Source organism: Streptomyces sp. NBC_00273 (genome assembly GCF_036178145.1).
Classification (GTDB): domain Bacteria; phylum Actinomycetota; class Actinomycetes; order Streptomycetales; family Streptomycetaceae; genus Streptomyces.
In genome coordinates this window covers 8,854,057-8,871,645 of sequence record NZ_CP108067.1, presented here as the reverse complement: position 1 = coordinate 8,871,645, position 17,589 = coordinate 8,854,057, and the positions used below count along the sequence as shown (strand labels likewise).

The following is a 17,589-nucleotide window of genomic DNA, read 5'->3' as shown; positions in this document are numbered from 1 at the left end:
CTCGAAGTCGGGGTGGTCTGTCGTCACCCCTCGATTCCAGCACCCCGGGGTGCTGGACACCAGGCCAACCGGGGCGACGTCAGACTTCCGTCACAGATCAGGGGCGGGACGGATCAGCGGCGGGCTCCCGGCAGGCGCCCTACCGGGCCGGGCGGGTTTCGGGCAGGATGACCCGGCGCACCGGAGGTCACCGACGGCGGTGGCCCCGCCCGGTCCCGACCGTGATCCGGAGGTCCCAGTGGCTTGGCACGACGACCAGGCACGGCGTGACGAGCTGTACCGCGACCCCTATCCGCTCTACGACCGGGCGCGCCGGACCGAGGGGCTGATGTACGTCCCCGAGTTCGACGCGTGGCTGGTGGCGCGCGACCAGGACGTGCGGGAGGTGCTGCTGCGCGCGGAGGACTTCTCCTCGGCGAATTCCCTGCTGCCGGACGTACCGCTCTCGGAGGCGGCGCTCGGCGTCCTCCCGCGCGGGTTCGGACCCCGGCCCACCGTCGTGTCCAGCGACGGCGCGGCCCACCGGCGGCACCGGGCCCCGCTGAACCGGGGGCTGTCCGCCTCCCGGGTGGCAGCGCTCCTGCCGTACGCCCGGACCTGCGCCGAGGAGCTGGTCGACGGCTTCGCGGCGGACGGATCCGCGGAACTGGTGGAGGCGTACGCCCGGCGGTTGCCCGGGATGGTGGTCGGACGGCTGATCGGGCTGGACCCCGCCGACGTGCCCGCGGCCGTGCACGGCGGCTACCGGGCCGAGGAGCTGCTGTTCCGCCCGCTGTCGCCGGAGGGGCAGGTGGCCGCCGCCGAGGACGTGGTCGCGCTCCAGCACCTGCTGGACGGATACGTCCGCGAGCGGCGCGAGCGCCCCCGGGACGACATGTGCTCGACCATGGTCGCCGCCCTGGCCCCCGGTGACGCCGAGCTCACCCTCGAACAGCGCCACGAGCTGGTGACGAGCCTGCAGAACCTGCTGATCGCCGGGTTCCTCACCACGAGCGCCCTCATCGGCACCATGCTGCTGCACCTGCTCGGCGACCGGCGGCAGTGGCGGACGCTCCGTGCCGATCCGTCCCTGGTCCCGGCGGCGGTGGAGGAGGCCGTCCGCCACGACACCGCCATCCAGGCCTTCCGGCGGACCACGACCCGGCCGGTGACGCTCGCCGGGACGAAGCTGCCCGCGGCGGCCACCGTACTGGTGGCGTTCGGCTCGGCCAACCGCGATGGGCGACGGTACGAGCGAGCCGGAGAGTTCGACATCACCCGGCCCGGGAACCGGCAGCACCTCGCCTTCGGGTACGGGACCCACGGCTGCCCCGGCTCCCAACTGGCCCGCGATCAGCTCCGCCTGACCCTCGACCTGTTCGTCCGTCGCATGCCGGAGCTACGACTGGACCGGGACCGTCCACGGCCGCAGATGCGGCCCACGCTGATCCACCGCTCACCGCAGGACCTGTACGTCACCTGGTGACGCGGCGCCGGGCGCAGGACGAGGGCGGGCCCGGTCGCTTGTTGCGTGCTGTTGCCGGAGTGTGGCGGTCCCGTGGCGGGGTTCGCGCGCCCCTGGTCGGGGCGTCCCGCGGTACCTAGCATCCCCGGCATGGCCACGGCGTCCTTCGCCGCGCCTTCCTCCCCCTCCGCCAAGGACCGGTCCGCCATGAGTGTTCCCACCCCCCTCGACGTCAGCCAGGCGCACCCACGGCTGTCCGAGCTGACCGTCGTCGACGTCCGCACTCCGGCCGAGTTCGCGTCCGGCCACCTGCCCGACGCCGTCAACGTCCCCCTCGACCGACTCGCACGGAGCCTGCCGGAGCTGCGGAGTGCCGCGGAACACAGGCCCCTGCTCGTGGTGTGCGCTTCCGGTGCCCGTTCGGAGAGCGCCGCCGGAACCCTGGTCTCCCGTGGCGTCCCCGCGTCGAGCCTCACGGGCGGCACGCAGGCCTGGACCGCCGAGGGCCACGTCCTCGAGTATCCCGACGGCTCCCGGAAGCGGGCCGTCTGGGCGATGGAACGCCAGGTCCGCTTCACCGCGGGCGTCGGTGTGCTGCTCGGGCTGGCCCTCGGGCTGTTCTTCCACCCCGCCCTCGCGCTGCTGTCCGCGGCGATCGGGGGCGGCCTGGTCTTCTCCGCGCTCACCCATACCTGCGGGATGGCGGTCGTACTCGGCAGGCTGTCCTTCAACCGCCGGGGGGCCGGGAGCCACCCGTGAGCGCTCCCTGCTCCGCCCCGCCCCCGCCGACACCGACACTCAGACCGGGACCGGGACCGGGACCGGCGGAGCAACCCCGCGGGGACCCACGACGTCCTCACGTACAGGACGCTCCGCCCGAGAGACGGTGCGCGTACCGCTGAGAGGACCACGTGATGAGTGAGAAGGCCCGGCGCCTGTTCGACGCCCTCGACCTCGACCAGGACGGCACCCTGACCCGCGCCGAGGTCATCGGTGCCCTGCGCTCCAAGGGCCCGACCCTCGCGGCGCAGGGAGCCATCCCCTTCTGGGGCGTCGGGGACACCCACGAATCGTCCGCGCTGTTCGACGCGGCCGACCAGAACGGCGACCGCGTGCTGACGTTCGAGGAGTTCGCGGCCGTGGTCAACCGACGCTTCGGCTGGTAGCGGCACGTCCGCGGCCGGGGCCGTAGCGGAGCGCCCTCGCGGTCCCCGGCGCCGCGGTGCCCGGCGCCCCGGGCCCGGGCGCCTCGGCCCGAGCCGTCAACTCCCGTATTCGGCCGAGCGCTCCGGCGCGGGACCGGTCCCGGCATTGGGTACCCTCGCGGTTGACTTCGTGGCGCCGGAAGGTGCTGGACCGCCGCAACCAGAGATGGGTCCCCATGGGCAGCGCACCTTCCGCCGACTTCTTCCAGCCGCTCCGGGCGGACGACCCGGCCGTCGTGGGCGGCTACCGCCTGGCGGCCGTGCTGGGCTCCGGCGGCATGGGCAAGGTCTACCTCTCGTACACGCCGGGCGGCCGGCCCATCGCACTCAAGGTGATCCGGCCCGAGTTCGGCGAGAACCCCGAGTTCCGGCGGCGCTTCCAGCAGGAGGTACGGGCCGCGGAACGGGTCCAGGGGCTCTACACCGCACCGGTCATCGACTCGGACACCGAGGGCGCCCTGCCCTGGCTGGCCACGGCCTACGTGCCGGGCCCCTCGCTCGCCCACGCCGTGGCCCGGCACGGCGCGCTGCCGGTGCGCAGCGTGCTGCTGCTGACCGTCGGGGTCGCCGAGGCGCTGCACGTCATCCACGGTGCGGGCATCGTCCACCGGGACCTGAAGCCCGCCAACGTACTGCTCGCCTCCGACGGGCCGCGCGTCATCGACTTCGGCATCGCCCGGGCCGCCGACTCCACGGCCCTGACGAGTACCGGCGTCAGCGTCGGCACCCCGGCGTTCATGGCGCCCGAACAGGCCTCGGCCGGCGCCGTCACCCCGGCCACCGACGTCTTCGCCCTCGGGCAGATCGCGGCCTTCACGGCGATCGGAGCGTCCGTCTTCGGCGACGGGCCCTCGCACGCGGTGCTCTACCGCATCGTGCACGAGGACCCCGACCTCAGCGCCCTGCCGGAGCAGCTGCGGCCGGTCGTGACCCGCTGCCTCAGCCGCGACCCCGGCGACCGGCCGACCCTGACCGAGATCATCGAGCTGTGCAACGCGGCCTCGGAGGTCCCGCTGCGCCAGGGCGAGGACTGGCTGCCGCGGGACGTCGCCGGTTCCCTCACCGAGCGGCTACGGCTGCCGGCTCCGGCTCCGGCTCCGGGTGCGCCCGGGTACACGCCGACCGAGGTGGCCGCCGCCGCGCCGACGCAGACAGCTCCGGCTCCGGGTGTCGTGCCGCCGGGTTCCCGGACGCCGCCCCCGTACGCGCCGTCTTCGTACCCGCCGCCTTCGTACCCGCAGCCCTCGTACGCCCCGGGCTACAGCACGCCCCCGGCGTTCCACACCCAGGCCTTCGTTCCCGGTCCGTCCGGCCCACCGCGCCCCAAGCGGACGGGACTGATCGTCATCGGGGCGGTCGCGGCGGCGGTCGTCGGGCTGGTCGTCCTCGGGTCCCTGCTGCCTGACGGCTCCGACAAGGGCGGCGGCGACAAGGCGTCGGGCGCCTCACAGAAGCGGCCCGACCCGCAGCCGGTCTCGTACCAGGGCATCGAGGTGCCCCAGAACCACCAGGTGATGTTCGCCGACAACCCGCCGCGCCCGGCCGAGGAGCCGACCGGCGCCGGGGTGCTCTACGGGCACGCCGACCTCTTCTACTACCGGGACACCCTGTTCGGGGACGAGAAGTTCGGCACCGCGAACGGCAAGCTCGTCCTGCTGAACAACTCCGAGAAGGGCTCGCTGGAAACCTGCCGCGCCGTGACCCGCTTCACCGAGAAGATCGGCCTCGACCAACTCACGGACGGGTCGCAGGTCTGCGTGCTGAGCAAGGCCGGTCACATCACGCTGGCGACCTTCCGCGGTAGGTCGGGCGTCAAGGAAGAGACCCGGTTCATCACCGTCGACCTGACGGTCTGGCGCAATGCCGGGGCCGCGGCGAAGGACTAGAACCTGCGGGCCGATCGCGGGATCGGCCGGTCCGGCATGACGCCCGGGCGAGCACCGTCATCACGTTGCTCGTGGCACCGGACGACACCGCGGCCGCTCTGGTCCTGCAGACCGGCCCGGGACGGGCGTTCGAGTCGGTCTCCTTCGGCAACGTCGATCCCGAGGGGGCCGTCGTCGAGCGGGAGGGCCTCCTCGCCGGCGGCGGCTTCGAGGAACTCGTCGAAGCCGGCGAGCCGCGGATCGCCGCCGTCAGGGCCGGGGCGTCTACTGCTGGGTCGCGTAGGAGTTCGCGGTCGTGGTGCCTTCGGGCGGTGCCTTCGGTTCGACACCCGCCCCCGGCCGCGCACAACGGGCCGCCGCATCGGAGAAGATGGGTCTTGAAGATCGGCAACGAGGAAGGTGTCAACCGTGCGGGAAATAGCGCGTCACGAGGTCGGCGAGGACCGGACGGGTCAAGCCCTGGAGGACATCGACGGGCGGACCTTCGGCCGCTGGCACAGACTGCGCTACGACAACCTGTCCATCAAGGGCATTCAGGAGACGGGCGCCGAGCTCCTGGACCACGTCGGCGCCCTCACCCTCCAGGATCCGCAACTGGAGGGCGCACAGGGCCGGTTGGTCCTGCGGACGGCGGCGGAGTGCGCGCTCGGTGTCCTGACGCTCGGAACGTACCCCGGCGGGGACTACGAGGTCTTCTTCCCCCTCATCGGCGAGGAGCTCAGCAGCGAGGACTTCGCCTTCGGCGACGCGGTCGACCAGGCGCCCACGGCGCAGGTCTGGGTGGACGCCTTCGCCCTGAGCGTGATCACCGGACTCGTCTGGGAACAGGCCCGGGTGATCGGTCCCCTGCTGAAGACGGACTACGCGCCGATGTTCCACGCCGGACTGCCCCACTCGTCCCTGAGCTCGGTCTCCGACCCGGCTGAGCTCGCCGAGATGGACACGCTCTGCGCCTACCTCCACCTGGTGGAGACGGCCAGGTCGCCCTGGGTCGCGTCCGGGGTGCCGCCCCTGCGCAAACCCGACGCGGAGGAGCGCGCCGCGGCCGCCGCGCGGCTCGACGGGGCGGGCGCGCTGACCGCCGACCAGCGGCTGCTGCGCGTGCTCCTCGACGACGACCAGCCCGCGTTCGAGCAGGCCCTGACCAACCGTCTCCTCGAACACCGCGACGGCGCCGGTCCGGATGCCGCGCCGAGGACGCTGCTGCCGGTCACGGCCGTCGCCCTGGCCGCCCTCGCCGTACAGGCACACGGCTGGGAGCTGGACGTGCGCTCCGGCTACCTGCCGGCGGGCCTGCTGGGCGCCCCGGGCCAGTAGGGGCGACCGGTCAGGGGCGCCGCTGCGGGACGGCCTAGCCGTGGTGGACGGCCGCCACGGCGGCCGGGAGTACGGCGGGGCGGTCGAGGAACGCGAGCACGGCGCGCTTCTCCGGGAGGTACACCTCGGGCAGGTCGATCTCCGGGAGGGTGATCTCGCCCTGTCGGACGAAGCCGAGCCGGTTCAGCAGGGCGAGCGCCTTGGCGTTGGAGGCGTCGGGTTCGGCCACCGCGCGCAGGACGGCCTGGTCGCGGAAGGTGAACCGGATGAGCGACCCGATCAGTGTCCTGCTGAATCCGGGCCGGGGCCGGCCCGTCGCCGGGGCCAGCATCAGATGGACGCCGATGTCGCCCTCGCGCGCCTCGTAGCAGTAGCTCACCCGGTCCTCGGTCGGCTCGTACGTCTGGAAGAGCGCCACGGGCTCGTCGTCCAGCCGGACCATGTACGCGTGGTGCGTGTCGCGGCGGTCCACGTCCTCGTAGATCTCCTGGACCAGTTCCCTGCTGGCGCCGTTCATGCCCCAGAACTGCGCGCGTTCCTCGACGACCCAGGAGTGCAGCACGGCGGAGTCGGCTACGGGGTCGACCGGGGTGAAGCGGACCGTGCCGAAGCCCTCGACGGTCTCGGTCAGGACGTCCGCGCGCGGGGAATCGAGGGGGGTGGACTCGGGTCTCATACAGGTTCCGTTTCTGCTCGGTCGGCAAGGACCGGCGAGGGCGGGGAGCACTCGCACGACCCGAAAGTTAGGGTGCCCTAACTATAGATGTCCCTAGAAGTGGCTCCTGCGGGGGCCCCGCACTTCACCCCGCGTCACCCTCCGGGCCGTCCTGGCCGTCAGGGCCTCCTGCCAGTGCTCCCGTTCCCCGGCAACGCCCCGTCGGGCCGGCCCGGCGTACCACGCCCACGCCTCGGCGCCTGCCGCGCCCGCAGCGCCCGCCGTCGATCCGGACTGGACCGCGATGACGTACCGGCGGCCGGGCTCCAGCACCGCATGGCGGTCCGGGTCCTCCGTGGCGTACCGGCCCGGGGTGCCGCCGTTCTTCACGCCCCGTGCGGCCTGGAGGACGTCGCCGAACTCGCCCTTGAGGGGTTCCGGGGTCTTCACCCGGGTCGTCGGGTAGGCGCTGCCCCCGTCCTCCCAGTAGCTGGTGTTCTCGACGGCCTCGACGACGGCCACGGCCTGGCCTCGGACCGCACCGCGTTCTTGCCGCTGCCCGACTTGTGGCACAGCCCGAGCGCGCGGCCGAACTCGTGGGCGGCGCCGGCACGGCGGCGTGCACCCGGGCCGGGCCGGGGCGGGTGCGACGAGCAGCACGGCAGCGAGGGCCGCCGGACCTGCCAGGAGGAGGCGCATCCCGTCAACGGTAGGGCAGCCCCGCCCCAGGACGATCGTTTCACCGCGGAGAGCGGGCGACGGAGGGACCGGCACCCTGGCCGGCAGGAGGCTGATCGTCCTTTAAGATTCAAGGCGGCCGTTGGGCTGCGGCTCGTCGCTCTGCGCGGCGGCTGCGGAACGGCCGGGCCGACCGGTCAAGGAGACCAGCCCGACTCAGGGCCCTGGTCCGGACGGCGACCACATGACGCTGATCATGAAGATCCCGGGGAATCGCGAGACCGCCGGCGTGCGTCTCAGTGGTGTGGGGCGCACGGCCCACCCGCCCACGAACAGAAGACCCCCAGGGAGAAGTGAGGTATGCCAGTGATCTGCGTCGGAGGCATGATCGGCATCGGCAAGACGAGTGTGGCCGAGCTGCTCGCCAAGGAGCTGGGCAGCGACGTCTTCTACGAGAGCGTGGACGACAATCCGATCCTCCCGCTCTTCTACACGGCGAGCCCCGAAGAGATCCAGGCGAAGCGCTACCCCTTCCTGCTCCAGCTCTACTTCCTGCAGACGCGGTTCGCCTCGATCAAGGAGGCGTACAAGCAGGGGGACAACGTCCTCGACCGGTCCATCTACGAGGACTGGTACTTCGCCAAGGTCAATCACGACCTGGGCCGGATCAGCTCCCTCGAGATGCAGGTGTACGAGGGGCTGCTCGGCGAGATGATGCGCGAGATCGACGGCCTGCCGTACCGCAAGGCACCCGATCTCATGGTCTACCTCAAGGCGGACTTCGAGACGGTGCTGCACCGCATCGGGCTGCGGGGTCGCGGCTTCGAACAGGACGAGAGCCTCGTCGAGTACTACCGGACGCTGTGGTCCGGCTACGACGACTGGGTGCACAAGCACTACTCGGCCAGCGAGGTCCTCGTCATCGACATGAACCACACGGACGTGGTGAACAACCCCGAGGACGCGGCCCGCGTGGTGCAGGAAGTCAAGGACACGCTGGCGGCGGTCGCACACCGGCGATGAGCTCGCGAGCTCCGTTCACGGTCCGCCGTCGAACGGAGCTCGTACTCGATCGGGGTCTCCCCGGGGCGACCCCGGGCAGGGGCCCGGCGGCGAGCGGTTCGTACAAGACCGGCGCCGCCAGGCCACCGGACACTGCCGCCATGACCCAGTCCAGCGAAACCCCCGGCCCCCGCCGTCAACCCTCCGCACCTCCCGCACCTCCGGGACCCGTCGGGACCCGGACCCGGGACACCGCGCACGCGGTCCGCGCGTTCACACCCGCCGCGGGCCGCTTCGCCCCCACCAGCCTCTACGACCCCGTGGCCGCCCTGGTGCGCGAGCGGCTCTGGCGCGGTCTGCTGGCCATGCACGTGGCTCCGCGGCCGGCAGAGGTGATCGTCGACGTCGGCTGCGGCACCGGCTCCCAGGCACTGCTCCTGCACCGCATCGAACCCGCCGCCCACATCATCGGCATCGACCCGGACCCCCGCATCCTCGCCGTCGCCCGCCGCAAGGCCCGGGCCGCGGGCGCACCCATCGACTGGCGCCAGGGCATGGGCGACGAACTGGCGGACAGACTCGGCGCGGGCAGCGCGGACACCGCCGTCTCCAGCCTCGTCCTCCACCAGTGCCCGCTGCCGATGAAGCGGGCGATCCTGGCAGCCCTGCACACCGTGGTGCGGCCCGGCGGCCGGCTGGTCCTGGCCGACTACGGCCTCCAGCGCACCCGTCTGATGCGCACCGCTTTCCGCGTCGTCCAGCTCGCCGACGGTCGGGCCGACACCCAGCCCAACGCCGACGGCATCCTGCCCTCCCTCATCACCGAGGCCGGATTCGACCGGGTCCGCGAGGCCGAGGTCGTCTCAACCGTCACCGGTTCCATTTCGGTGTACGTCGCCCGGCGCGCCGGCGGCTGACGCCGGCGGCACCTGCATCACCCGCAGCACGGCCGCCGGAGTCATCCCGATCATCTCCCGCATCCTGCGGGTGAGGTGGGCCTGATCTGCGAAGCCTCCGGCGGCTGCGGCCTCGGCCGGGCTGCGCCCCTCTCCCAGAGCCTCCGCGCTCCGGCGCAGCTTCAGCCAGATGCGCCGCCGCGCCAGCGGCATGCCCAGCTGCTGCCGGGCCAGGGCCCGCAGCCGTTGGGGCGACAGTCCCACCCGGGCAGCGACCAGCTCCATCGGGACCGGCTCCTCCTGCCCCTCCCACCCCTCCAGCAAGGCCGCCGCGGCGAGCAGCCGCGGGTCCAGCCCGGTCGAGGGCAGTGCCGCCGCCCGACCGAGCTCGGCCTCGTCGAGCCGGCGCAGCTCGGGCACCACCACGATCCCCGAACCGGAACCACACTGCCCGCGCAACCGGTCGGCCAAGGCCGAGTGGGGCTCGACGAAGACGGTGAGCAGATCCCCCGCCGACAGCATCCGGTGCGGGGTCATGGGCGGGACGAGCAGCGCCGCTCCCCGCACGACCCCGCCGTCCGCCCCGACGAGCGCCGCCTCGCCCCGGGGCGCCAGGACGAGCTGGAAGGCGGCGTGCCGATGGACGGACCCTCCGGGCGACACCCCCCGGTACCACGCGTACCCCTCCCCCACTCCGAATCCCGGCCCCAACTCCCGCCCCACACCCCGCACCTGACCGTCCCCCGTCCCCATGCGCCCAGGGTGCCAGAGTCTGCGCCCACGCCCGGGGCCCGACGACGGGCACCCCGACGAGCGCGCCCGCCGTCTCCAAGTCCTTGCCGGGGCGGTCGAACTCGTCGACGATGCTTCCAAGCCACGACCTTCCGGATCCCACCGGACCGGCCGGGCAGGGGAGAACAGGGGACACCGTGACAACGATCAGCACGAACAGCACGAACAGCATTCCGAAGAAGCGCCCGATGGCCGCGGCGGCACTCATCCCGCTCCTCGTGGTCGCCGGGCTGCTACTGGGCCCTGGGGCAAGCGCCTCGGCGGCCGCTCCGGCGGTCCGGCAGGCTCATGCCGCCGCGGCGCTCCCGCAGAGCGCTCTCCTCGCCGGCGCCCGCGCGGCAACGGCAACCGGTCTCCAGGCACCGACGTCGTCCCAGGTCCGGGCCACCACCGGGAGCAAGAAGGGCAAGAAGAGCAAGAAGAAGAGCGGGCTGTTCAAGAAGCTCTTGATCGTCGTGGTCGTCGTCATCGTGCTGCTCGTCGTCCTGTACGTGGTCCGCCGGGCCCTGCGCCGCAGGTCCGCCTAGGAACGGCCCCGACACGCGTCGGAAGCCCGCGCCGGCGGCGCTACGGCAGCGCGAGCACCCGGTCGACCCGTGCGCGGCCTCCTCGTGCCGTGAGGGCTTCCCGCGCCGGCGGGGTCGGCGAGGGCGGTGGGGGCGGTGGGGAACTCCAACTGCCCCTGCCCGTCAGCGGCATGAGCCAGCACCGCCGCCTCCGCCGGTTCCGGCAACGGAGGTTCCCACGGCTGCGGGTACGGCGTGACGTCACCGGGCAGCAGCGGGTCCTCCCCCACGCGCGGAGCACCTCTCGCAGGCCCTCGACCAGCCGCCCCGCGCGGGATGACTCGTCGCGACGGGTCCTCGTCGGCCGTGGCGCGGCCCGGTGTCAGCAACAGGGCCACCCGGACCGAGAGGTCCCGCTCCTCGTGCCACCGCTCCAGCACGGGCCCGGTCCGGTCGGCGATCAGCCGCAGCGCGGTCCGTCGCACGACGGTGAACCGCCCCGGGCTCCACAGGAGGTCCTGCAGGTCTGCGTACGCTCGCTCGTGGCCTCCGGCCCGGTGGTGGCGTCGGGCGGGGGGTGGGCGGACCGTGGCAGGGCTCGCCCCGCGTCAGTCGTCGACGGGGCCGGGCAGGCGACGGAGTTCGACCAGAGCCACCGCGATCTTCACTGCGGTGGAGATCGTCAGGGCCTGGAGGAACGGCATGCCCGTCAACCACAGGGCGACCATCATGACCGTGAGCACCAGGAACGCCGGGAGCAGATTGGTCCGCGTGATCGCGGTCCGCAGGTGTCCGGCTCGGCTCCGTTGCTGGTCCACCGTATCGATCGGGCGCGCGGCGACGCCCTCCTCGTTCGCATGCGGCATGGACTGCTGCCCTTCCTCGTTCTTGTCTCCGGAAAAGAGCCTCGGCTCCGCCCCGGCGGACCGCCACTGCTGCCACCCGCCCCGCCGCCATCCGACGTACGGGTTCACCTCACCGGCCCCGGTCCGCGGCGCCGCGCCTCCCCGGGAGGCAGAGGCAGGGTCCGGGTGCCCCGGCGAGGAGCGAGTACGAGCCCAGTAGCCTTGCGTTCATGATCATGAATCAGTGCCGTGCGACGACGAAGCAGGGCGGGCGGTGCCAGATCGAGGCGCGACCGTCGGGCCTGTGCCACACCCATGATCCTGTGGTGCGGTGCCGGGTACTGAACGCCAAGGGCAAGCCCTGCGCGATCGCGACGGGTGGCGGTCCGTGCGACCGGCACGGGGGTCAACGGCAGGCTTCCGTCGAAGCGGCCCTGGAGTGGGTCACGCTCTACGAGTCGGCCGGAGCCGATCCCCTCTTCGCCGTCGAGAAGGGTTCCTCGCCCGCCGAGGTCGCGACCACCGAAGAGCTGGTTCGGACCCGGTTGTCGCTGGCGTTCGTGGCCCGCACCATCAATCTCGGCTGAGCCCCACGACGGTCGGGCCGTGCTGCGGAGCGGCGTAGGGTCGTTGGCGAGAAGTCGCCGCCGAACGGGAGTTCGGGCAGGGGGAAGTGGGTCGACGGGCCCAGGACGCGACAAGGGGGGAGACCGACATGGCACTGGACATGACGGACCAGCCGGAGGGGGCCCGGTACCGGGCCCGGCACGAGCGAATGCGTGCGCTGGGCTGGACACTGCTGGGACTGGTACTGCTGGGGCTCTCCACTGCGGTGGGAAGTCTGATCACGGATCAGATAGCCGATGAGGAGGCGTTCCTGGGAGCTCGGCCGTGTGCCGATGCGGAGGCGGTGCGGGGGACGGAGGACTGTCTGCGTACGATCCGCGCCACCGTCCTCTCCGCTCAGGGCGCCAAGAGCGGTCCCAAGGGGGTGGACGTCTTCCGGGTGCGACTGCAGGCCCCCGTTCCGGCTCCCGCCGACCAACCGTTCGATCTCCGGTCGAACGGTGACCTGGCGCATCTCGTCAAGCCCGGCGGAGAGGTGGAGGTCACCGTCTGGCGGGACGTCCGGGTCTCCGTGCGCCAGGGCGGAACCAGCGAGACGCTCCCCGGGCTGCCCGACGAGGCCACCATGTACGTCGGGCTCGCGCTCGTCTTCGTCTGGAGTACGGTGCTGGCCTTCATCGCCGCGTTCGGCAGTGCCCGCAGGGCCCGCTGCCATGCCACCGGGCGCCCCGTCACACCGCGGGTGGGCTTCGGCTGGGCGAAGGGGCTGGCCATCGTGGTCGTACCCCTGGCCGTGTCGTACCTCTCCCTCACGATCTGGGACGCTTGGACGGCAGCGGCGATGACGGTGGCCATCTGGGCGCTCATCGCGTTCCCCGCCACGTTCGCCGCGCTGCGTTGGGACCGTGACCAGTGACGCGCCACCCCGCCGGGCCGCACTCGAGCCCGAAGGCCGAGCCCGATTCCACCCCTGCCCTTGAAGACCTGTGGTTGCGCGGGGTCGCGGCCAACGCGGGGGCCCCGGCCGACGTCCTGCTGCGACTGCTGGACCCTGCCGGCGGGGAGGCCCGGCGGATCCTGTGCGAGAAGCGCTCCCTTCCCCAGGAGGTCATGGACTCGGTGATCGTGCACCCGGACGCCGGGGTGCGCCGGTCCTTCGCCCGCAACCCCCACGTCCCACCGGCCCAGCGCGCCCGTCTGGTCGAGGACCCCCACTCCCTCGTCCGCGCGCAGGTCGCCTCGGGACCCCACCCGCGCCCGCGCCAGCCCCGGCCGCTGCCCGACGACGCCCTCGTCTTCCTGCTGACCGCAGAGGACGGCGGCGCTTCCGGGCACCTCACGGCCAACGAGATCGCGTGGGAGCTCGTGTCCTCGTACCAGATGCCCCCTTCCTTCCGGTACCGGATGCTGGGGCACGAACACCCCGCACTGCGGGCCCTCGCGACCGACCTCTGGTCAGGGCTCACCTCCGAGCAGCGGAGCGCGCTGCTGGCCGACCCCCACCCGGACGTCCGGGCGCGCGCCGAGCACCATGTGCGGACGGCGGACCCCGCGGTCATGGAAGCGGAGCTTCCGGAAAGGGCCTGCCACCATCGGTGGTCGATCCTCAACAACTACGCGCTGTCGGAGGCCGTCGTCGAGGCGTGCCTGGCCGATCCGGAGTGCCGGTGGTCCCTCGCCGGCAACCCGTACACGCCCGGCTACGCCCTCGTCCGGCTCGCCCGTGACGTGGACCCCGCGGTCCGCGTACGCGTCGCCGCCCGGGCCGACCTCGATCCCGCGCTGTGGGCGGAGCTCGCCGAAGACTCCGACGAACGGGTGCGCACCCGTGCCCGGGTACAGCCGCTCCCCCGCACCCGGGCACAGTGCGAGGCCGTCGACCACGAAATGGGCGCGGGCCCGCTCGAATGTTGCTGCCTGATCCTGGAACCGTACGAGACGCCGGACCCGGACTGGTACGGGGCGTGCGCGATGTCCGAGGAGGTGGCGCTGCGCCTGGCGGCCGCCCGATGCCCCACGCTCCCCGCCGACCTGGTACGACGGCTGGCGCGGGACCCGCACGAGGAGGTACGTCACCGGCTGGCCTCCTGGCACCCCCTGGCCCCGGCCGCGATCGTCCTCGCGGCTTTCGTCGCCCGCCCCGACCAACGCCCCCACCTGCTGGTGCAGTCCCGGTTGCCGCGGACCGGCCTGGCCCACCTGCTCGGGCACGAGGACCCGGAGGTACGGGCGCTGGCGGCCGCCGACCCGACCGGGCGGGCCCCCGTGGAACTGCTGTCGGACCCGGACGAGCACGTCCGCCGGGCGGCCGCGGCCAACCCGCTCTTCTCCCGGGACACCCTGGAGACGCTGCTCCAGGACCCGGCGACGGCCGAAGGCGCGGCGGCCAACCCGGGGCTGACGGGCGTACGGCTGCACGCCTTGCTGGACTCCGCCCGGCTGCCGCGCTGACCGCCACGATGGCGGTCGGGGCCGGGAGGGGGCCGGCCGTCAGGAGGACGCCGGCCCTTGGACGCGCGCGCCGAGGGCCGCGACGGCGGCCAACATCCGGTCCCAGAACGGACCGGTCTCCAGGGTCACGGCCACGCGCGCGTTGTCCGGGCGGCCCGTGGAGCGGTGCAGGTCCACCACGGTGGCGCCGCGCGTGTACCGGCCGTGCAACTCCACGGCGACATGGGCGTCCACGCAGTGCACCAGCCCGGGATCGATGACCCGGGCCACTGCCACGGGGTCGTGTAGCGGTGGGCTGGAGAACCCCCACAACTCGCGGTACGTGGACCCGAAATAGGTCAGTAGGTCCGCGCAGGTCTGGCCGAGGGGCGTGCCCAGGGCCACGAAGCGGGCCACCACGTCGGGGGTGGCCAGTGCCTGGTGCGTGACGTTGAGCCCGCACATGGTGACCGGCACCCCCGAGCGGAAGACGATGTCGGCGGCTTCCGGGTCGGTGAGGACGTTGAACTCTGCGGCCGGGGTCCGGTTGCCCCGCTCCGTCGAACCGCCCATCAGGACGATCTCGCGGATGCGGGAGGCGTCCTCGGGATACCGCATCAGCAGCAGGGCGATGTTGGTCAGCGGCGCGGTCGGAACGAGGGTGACGGGCTCGGGGTGCTCGGCCAGCAGTCGGTGGATGAGGTCCACGGCGTGCTCCGGGACCACGTCCACCGTGGGAGCCGGGAACCTCGGCCCGTCCAGTCCGGTGACCCCGTGCACGTCGGCGGCCACGTCCAGCGGCTGGACGAGCGGCCGGTCGCAACCGGCTGCGACGGGGACGTCCGTGATCCCGGCGACCGTGCAGACCCGGCGGGCGTTGAGCGTGGTCTTCTCGAGGGTCTGGTTGCCCGCGACCGTGGTGACGGCCAGCAGGTCCACCGCCGGGTCCCCGGCGGCCAGCATGATCGCGAGGGCGTCGTCGTGTCCGGGATCGCAGTCGATGATGATCGGGACGGGCACGTCACTCCTGGCTCTGCGGGGCGTGGAGTTCCAGTGTGCCGCCGGGCCGGCGCCCTGACCACACCCCGTCCGGGCGACGCGGGAACGAAGGAGCCCCGGCCCCGGCCCCGGCCCGAGGCGGTCGTGCGACGGGTCCGGTCCGGCGCAGCAGGTCAGATCTCGCGGGGGGCGACTTCTCGGGACGTGGAGGGGGCAGCTGCGCGTGGCGGCGGCGTCGCCTCGGGAGTCGACGGTGCGGGACCACTGCGGCGCAGCCACAGGAGGGATCCCGCCAGCAGTGCGGTACCTCCCAGCAACCAGGGGACCGGTCCTGGCTGCAGGGCCCCGATGACCAGGCCGGTGAGCGCTCCCACCAGTTGCAGGGCGAGGGACTGGACGGACAGCGCGGTGGCCCGGCCGGCACGGGTGACACGGCGGTGCAGGATGTCGTTCTGGTTCGGTCCCGCCGCGCCGAGTCCGAGGTAGACCAGGCCGTAGCCGGCGGCCGAGAGCACCAGGGCGCCCGCTCCGGTGGACGTCGCCGTGGCGCCGAGCAGGAGCAGCCCGCTTGCGCCGGCGCCGAGGCTCACCATGACCGCACGCTCACCGCTGCCCGCCAGTCGGGCGGTCAGCGGCGCGAGATGACTACCGAACCCGGAGCAGATGAATCCGGCGCAGGCCAGTACGGCGAAGAGCACCGCCCCCGACTCCGACGCGCCCGTGACGGCCGCAGCACGTCCCGGCACGAGCAGTTCGATCGCGACCAGCGCACTGCCGGCCGCACCCGCGCTGAGGAACACCCGGCGGACCAGCGCGTCCCGGCCGCCCAGACGCAGTCCGTCCACGACGGTGGCCGGGATGCCCCGGAGTACGCCACTCAGGGAAGCCGGCGGTCGGGGCGGCTCGGACAGCGCGGTCAAGACGTACAGCACGAAGGCGATCTCGACCGCCGCGCCCAGCAACAGCGGGACGGAAAGGGGCACCACCAGCCCGGACGAGGCTTCGCTCAGCCGGGCGCCGAGGTCGGGGCCGACTCCGAGCAGCCAGGGAAGGGCACCGCCGAGCAGGGTTCCCCCGGCGAGTGCGGCGGAGGTCGCGGAGGAGCCGCCGGCCAGGCCGGGGCGCAGATCGGCCTCGGGCCCGGAGTCCGCGTGGACGGTGTCGACGTACCAGGCTTCGGCCGGCCCGCTGGAGAGGGCACGGCCGGCGCCCATCAGCACCATGCCCAGCGCGAGCAGCCAGGGCGCGGAGCCGAGCCCTACGAGGGCCAGGGCGGTCAGGTTCAGCAGGCCGGCGGCCACCAGGACGGCACGTCGTCCCAGGACGTCGGCCAGTCCTCCGGTGGGCAGTTCCAGTGCTGCGGCCGTCAGCGAGTGCGCGGCGAACAGGCCCGCGATCGTGGCCATGGTCATGCCGCGCTCGGTGAGCAGCAGGATCAGGGGGGCGAGGCTCAGGCCCAGCGGTAACCAGAAGAGCGCGCAGACCGTGACGTAGCGGCGGAGTGCGGTGCGCGTGTCCAGCGGCCCGGTCATGACGCGTCCTCGATGTCCGTCGCCATCGCCGTGGGCGTGGGTGTGGACGTGGACGTGGACGTAGGCGTCGTCGTGGGGCCCTGGACGTGCGGCTCTGCGGCGGGGTCGCGTGGCGCGAGGGCCAGCCCTGCCATGAGGAGGACGACCTGCGCCGCGCAGGGATCCCCCGCGTCGCGGGCGGTCAGTTCTTCGAGCTTGAGGGCGAACGCTTCCCGGAGTTCGGTGAGCGATTCGGGTGTCAGACGGGGCATCAGGTCGCTGATCCCGGAGGGCCCCACCCACTCCTGTGGCAGCCGTCCATCGGCGATGTCGGCCTCGTGCCGGACGAGAGAAGCCTCCAGGTGCTCGATCTGGGCCCTGCGCGACATGCTGAGCAAGGCGCGGCTGCCCGGGGAGGACTCCATCGCCTCGTTGCTCCAGGCGGTCACGGCGTGCACCGCCCGCCAGCGTCGCTCCCGGCCGTCCCGGTGCTCGGCCTCGGCGACGAACGCGTACTTCGCCAGGACCCGCAGGTGATAGCTGGTGGAAGCGGACGACTCGCCGGTGCTGACGCCGAGCTCGCTCGCGGTGGCCGGGCCGTCCTGCCGCAAGAGCCCGAGCAGCCGGATGCGCAACGGGTGCGTGAGGGCCTTCAGGGCTGCGGCGTCCCGCTCGGGGTCGAGTACGCGTCTGTGCTCTTCGCTGACCATGTGGGGAGGCTAGAGCCCCTCAGAAGCTTTCCAAAAGTATTTTTGCAGAACTTCTTTGGGAAATGGCCGATCCGGTGCAGCCACAGATGCCGGATCCGCCCCGGAGGGCGGGAACGGGCCGCCACCCCGCCGGGATGTGGGGCCCG

Annotated in this window: 18 protein-coding genes; 11 read left to right on the top strand and 7 right to left on the bottom strand. The window is 72.9% G+C overall.

What is annotated here, in order from left to right; genetic code table 11:
- The first annotated feature begins 238 nt into the window (after window positions 1-238).
- The 5 genes from OG386_RS39760 to OG386_RS39740 all read left to right on the top strand — a co-directional run bounded on the left by OG386_RS39760 (window position 239) and on the right by OG386_RS39740 (window position 5,852).
- Window positions 239-1,465 carry a cytochrome P450 gene (locus tag OG386_RS39760; protein ID WP_328792188.1) on the top strand — a complete coding sequence of 409 codons (1,227 nt, stop codon included), beginning with the start codon at window positions 239-241 and terminating at the stop codon, window positions 1,463-1,465.
- Window positions 1,466-1,651: 186 nt separating this feature from the next.
- Window positions 1,652-2,203, top strand: a complete 552-nt coding sequence (locus OG386_RS39755) for a rhodanese-like domain-containing protein (protein WP_328793520.1) — start codon at window positions 1,652-1,654, stop codon at window positions 2,201-2,203.
- Window positions 2,204-2,358: 155 nt separating this feature from the next.
- Complete coding sequence (locus OG386_RS39750) at window positions 2,359-2,610, top strand: EF-hand domain-containing protein (RefSeq protein ID WP_030387800.1); 252 nt, start codon at window positions 2,359-2,361, stop codon at window positions 2,608-2,610.
- Between the two features lie 215 nt (window positions 2,611-2,825).
- A complete protein-coding gene (locus tag OG386_RS39745; protein ID WP_328792187.1) occupies window positions 2,826-4,535 on the top strand; it encodes a serine/threonine-protein kinase in 1,710 nt (569 codons plus the stop codon).
- Between the two features lie 408 nt (window positions 4,536-4,943).
- Window positions 4,944-5,852: an Imm49 family immunity protein gene (locus OG386_RS39740; protein ID WP_328792186.1), complete on the top strand. Its 909-nt coding sequence runs from the start codon at window positions 4,944-4,946 to the stop codon at window positions 5,850-5,852.
- Between the two features lie 34 nt (window positions 5,853-5,886).
- Here the strand turns inward: OG386_RS39740 and OG386_RS39735 are convergent, their stop codons facing one another.
- The gene (locus OG386_RS39735; protein WP_328792185.1) at window positions 5,887-6,528 is read right to left on the bottom strand and encodes a GNAT family N-acetyltransferase; all 642 of its coding nucleotides are present in this window, start codon (window positions 6,526-6,528) and stop codon (window positions 5,887-5,889) included.
- Window positions 6,529-6,621: 93 nt separating this feature from the next.
- Window positions 6,622-7,029: a hypothetical protein gene (locus tag OG386_RS39730; RefSeq protein WP_328792184.1), complete on the bottom strand. Its 408-nt coding sequence runs from the start codon at window positions 7,027-7,029 to the stop codon at window positions 6,622-6,624.
- A 516-nt stretch (window positions 7,030-7,545) separates the two neighbouring features.
- On the opposite strand from OG386_RS39730, the gene OG386_RS39725 reads away from it, so the two are divergent.
- Together OG386_RS39725 and OG386_RS39720 are read left to right on the top strand one after the other, a co-directional pair.
- A complete protein-coding gene (locus OG386_RS39725; RefSeq protein WP_189746788.1) occupies window positions 7,546-8,208 on the top strand; it encodes a deoxynucleoside kinase in 663 nt (220 codons plus the stop codon).
- A 140-nt stretch (window positions 8,209-8,348) separates the two neighbouring features.
- Window positions 8,349-9,104: a class I SAM-dependent methyltransferase gene (locus tag OG386_RS39720; RefSeq protein WP_328792183.1), complete on the top strand. Its 756-nt coding sequence runs from the start codon at window positions 8,349-8,351 to the stop codon at window positions 9,102-9,104.
- Here the strand turns inward: OG386_RS39720 and OG386_RS39715 are convergent.
- Window positions 9,051-9,836 carry a helix-turn-helix domain-containing protein gene (locus OG386_RS39715; protein WP_328792182.1) on the bottom strand — a complete coding sequence of 262 codons (786 nt, stop codon included), beginning with the start codon at window positions 9,834-9,836 and terminating at the stop codon, window positions 9,051-9,053. The genes OG386_RS39720 and OG386_RS39715 overlap by 54 nt on opposite strands.
- A gap of 176 nt (window positions 9,837-10,012) precedes the next feature.
- Here OG386_RS39715 and OG386_RS39710 point away from each other — a divergent pair, with 176 nt between their 5' ends.
- Window positions 10,013-10,402 (top strand): hypothetical protein, encoded by a 390-nt coding sequence (locus OG386_RS39710; RefSeq protein WP_328792181.1) that lies wholly within the window; start codon window positions 10,013-10,015, stop codon window positions 10,400-10,402.
- A gap of 587 nt (window positions 10,403-10,989) precedes the next feature.
- Here the strand turns inward: OG386_RS39710 and OG386_RS39705 are convergent.
- Entirely contained in the window at window positions 10,990-11,247 is a 258-nt protein-coding gene (locus tag OG386_RS39705) for a hypothetical protein (protein WP_328792180.1), read from the bottom strand.
- A 209-nt stretch (window positions 11,248-11,456) separates the two neighbouring features.
- Between OG386_RS39705 and OG386_RS39700 the strand changes: the two genes are divergently transcribed.
- From OG386_RS39700 to OG386_RS39690, 3 genes are all read left to right on the top strand, one after another.
- A complete protein-coding gene (locus OG386_RS39700) occupies window positions 11,457-11,813 on the top strand; it encodes a DUF5763 domain-containing protein (RefSeq protein WP_328792179.1) in 357 nt (118 codons plus the stop codon).
- Window positions 11,814-11,941: 128 nt separating this feature from the next.
- Window positions 11,942-12,709 carry a hypothetical protein gene (locus tag OG386_RS39695; protein WP_328792178.1) on the top strand — a complete coding sequence of 256 codons (768 nt, stop codon included), beginning with the start codon at window positions 11,942-11,944 and terminating at the stop codon, window positions 12,707-12,709.
- The gene (locus OG386_RS39690) at window positions 12,706-14,244 is read left to right on the top strand and encodes a hypothetical protein (RefSeq protein WP_328792177.1); all 1,539 of its coding nucleotides are present in this window, start codon (window positions 12,706-12,708) and stop codon (window positions 14,242-14,244) included. The genes OG386_RS39695 and OG386_RS39690 overlap by 4 nt, the downstream gene beginning before the upstream one ends.
- Window positions 14,245-14,283: 39 nt before the next feature.
- On the opposite strand, the gene OG386_RS39685 is transcribed toward OG386_RS39690, so the two are convergent.
- The 3 genes from OG386_RS39685 to OG386_RS39675 all read right to left on the bottom strand — a co-directional run bounded on the left by OG386_RS39685 (window position 14,284) and on the right by OG386_RS39675 (window position 17,443).
- Complete coding sequence (locus OG386_RS39685) at window positions 14,284-15,243, bottom strand: nucleoside hydrolase (protein WP_328792176.1); 960 nt, start codon at window positions 15,241-15,243, stop codon at window positions 14,284-14,286.
- A gap of 152 nt (window positions 15,244-15,395) precedes the next feature.
- Window positions 15,396-16,628 carry an MFS transporter gene (locus tag OG386_RS39680; RefSeq protein ID WP_443053331.1) on the bottom strand — a complete coding sequence of 411 codons (1,233 nt, stop codon included), beginning with the start codon at window positions 16,626-16,628 and terminating at the stop codon, window positions 15,396-15,398.
- Window positions 16,629-16,750: 122 nt separating this feature from the next.
- Complete coding sequence (locus OG386_RS39675) at window positions 16,751-17,443, bottom strand: helix-turn-helix domain-containing protein (protein WP_328792173.1); 693 nt, start codon at window positions 17,441-17,443, stop codon at window positions 16,751-16,753.
- Between the last annotated feature and the right edge of the window lie 146 nt (window positions 17,444-17,589).

Excerpts from the sequence above, each read along its gene's own strand:
- OG386_RS39755 (WP_328793520.1), top strand. The coding sequence starts at position 1,652 with ATGAGTGTTCCCACCCCCCTCGACGTCAGCCAGGCGCACCCACGGCTG.
- OG386_RS39750 (WP_030387800.1), top strand. The coding sequence starts at position 2,359 with ATGAGTGAGAAGGCCCGGCGCCTGTTCGACGCCCTCGACCTCGACCAG.
- OG386_RS39745 (WP_328792187.1), top strand. The coding sequence starts at position 2,826 with ATGGGCAGCGCACCTTCCGCCGACTTCTTCCAGCCGCTCCGGGCGGAC.
- OG386_RS39735 (WP_328792185.1), bottom strand. The coding sequence starts at position 6,528 with ATGAGACCCGAGTCCACCCCCCTCGATTCCCCGCGCGCGGACGTCCTG.
- OG386_RS39725 (WP_189746788.1), top strand. The coding sequence starts at position 7,546 with ATGCCAGTGATCTGCGTCGGAGGCATGATCGGCATCGGCAAGACGAGT.
- OG386_RS39720 (WP_328792183.1), top strand. The coding sequence starts at position 8,349 with ATGACCCAGTCCAGCGAAACCCCCGGCCCCCGCCGTCAACCCTCCGCA.
- OG386_RS39715 (WP_328792182.1), bottom strand. The coding sequence starts at position 9,836 with ATGGGGACGGGGGACGGTCAGGTGCGGGGTGTGGGGCGGGAGTTGGGG.
- OG386_RS39705 (WP_328792180.1), bottom strand. The coding sequence starts at position 11,247 with ATGCCGCATGCGAACGAGGAGGGCGTCGCCGCGCGCCCGATCGATACG.
- OG386_RS39700 (WP_328792179.1), top strand. The coding sequence starts at position 11,457 with ATGATCATGAATCAGTGCCGTGCGACGACGAAGCAGGGCGGGCGGTGC.
- OG386_RS39695 (WP_328792178.1), top strand. The coding sequence starts at position 11,942 with ATGGCACTGGACATGACGGACCAGCCGGAGGGGGCCCGGTACCGGGCC.
- OG386_RS39680 (WP_443053331.1), bottom strand. The coding sequence starts at position 16,628 with ATGGCCACGATCGCGGGCCTGTTCGCCGCGCACTCGCTGACGGCCGCA.
- OG386_RS39675 (WP_328792173.1), bottom strand. The coding sequence starts at position 17,443 with ATGGTCAGCGAAGAGCACAGACGCGTACTCGACCCCGAGCGGGACGCC.